This is a genomic window from Ideonella sp. B508-1 (genome assembly GCF_000333615.1).
In the GTDB taxonomy this organism is placed as follows: domain Bacteria; phylum Pseudomonadota; class Gammaproteobacteria; order Burkholderiales; family Burkholderiaceae_C; genus Ideonella.
In genome coordinates this window covers 1-1,292 of the sequence record NZ_BADL01000190.1, presented here as the reverse complement: position 1 = coordinate 1,292, position 1,292 = coordinate 1, and the positions used below count along the sequence as shown (strand labels likewise).

The window sequence follows — 1,292 nt, the reverse complement described above, 5'->3', positions numbered from 1 at the left end:
TACGTTTTCCGCAGAACATCATCTTTGAAATTCGCTTTTTGAAGCAGCCCTGAACGTTAAACCAGTTCCTGATGACCTATGACCTCTTCGACTTGGACAAAAACTACGTCAAGAGCTTCTGCGAGGAAATGATTGCCGCGGACCTAGGAGTGACCTGGGAGTGTCGCTGCCGGATAGAACTCCTTGATGCAGAAACTGTGAGTCTTATGAGAAGAGCGGGTTGTCATCACGTACTCTTCGGCATTGAGTCTGGCTCCAAGAGGACGCTGAAGGCCATCAAGAAGACGACAAATATGATCAAACTGAGAGAACGTATTGAAGGGGTTACCTCCGGCGGCTTGCTGCCGATATTCTCTTTCGTGGTTGGTTTTCCCGAAGAAGCGCCTGAAGACGTCGATGAGACGCTATCGCTTGGCCTCTATTGCAAACTTGTCGGCGATAGTTTTGTTAACCTGCATATGCCTACTGCGCTACCCGGGACGGAATTATGGCTTCAATCAAAGGAGCGCCTTGTCCTATCAAACATGACGGGCGACATGGCAAATGGGGTAAGCTTCTCTGCCGGAACGGGGCTGCTAGAAGAGGACATGGAAAGAATAAAGCGTCATCCCGATCTTTTTTCGACATTCTATAACATTGATCCACCACTATTAGGCATAGACAGGGTTTTCTTTGTTCATCGCATTTGGGCGACGCTCACAAACTTTCTGCCCGCAACTCTGTACAGCTATTCAAGAACCGTCGGGTCGTTATGGCGCCTTCTCGATGACTATCGAAATGCGCTGACATTGGAAGATAGGCGGCGCATCGAGGACTTTAATAGGATTATTGAATACAATCTGATTATTGAGACATTTGGGGAATTTCTAGGCGCATTCCTCCGCAATTCAAAATACTCGGAATGGCCCCTTCAATCTGTTTTTGATCACGAAATCACAACTTATTCAATTTGGAGAATCTCAAAGATCACAGGACTTCGCCTGCCGGAAGCGCAAATTAATAATAATATTGAAAGGCGGAAAGATGTGGATGGTGCGTTTGTAATATGTCCCGACGTGAAGGCAATTCCCATGGTGCATCGTGTCTCACACGAATCTGTCCTCGAGCAGGATTTCGAAAGGGCTCCGCACCTGCACTTATTCGTTCCAGTGAATAAGGTGGACTTCGCCGAATACGAGGTTCCGCTGGAACTAGAAAAATTCATAATTCCAGCATCAAGCGGTCCAGAGCATTTCACAGCGCCAGTCTCGATCGACCCAGAATTAACGAAATCATAGATGATCGATAGCTAA

At 47.1% G+C, this 1,292-nt stretch carries 1 protein-coding gene; it reads left to right on the top strand.

Features of this window, described 5'->3' with window-relative positions:
* The first annotated feature begins 71 nt into the window (after positions 1–71).
* A complete protein-coding gene (locus tag I73_RS32485; RefSeq protein ID WP_148289732.1) occupies positions 72–1,277 on the top strand; it encodes a radical SAM protein in 1,206 nt (401 codons plus the stop codon).
* Positions 1,278–1,292: the final 15 nt, after the last annotated feature.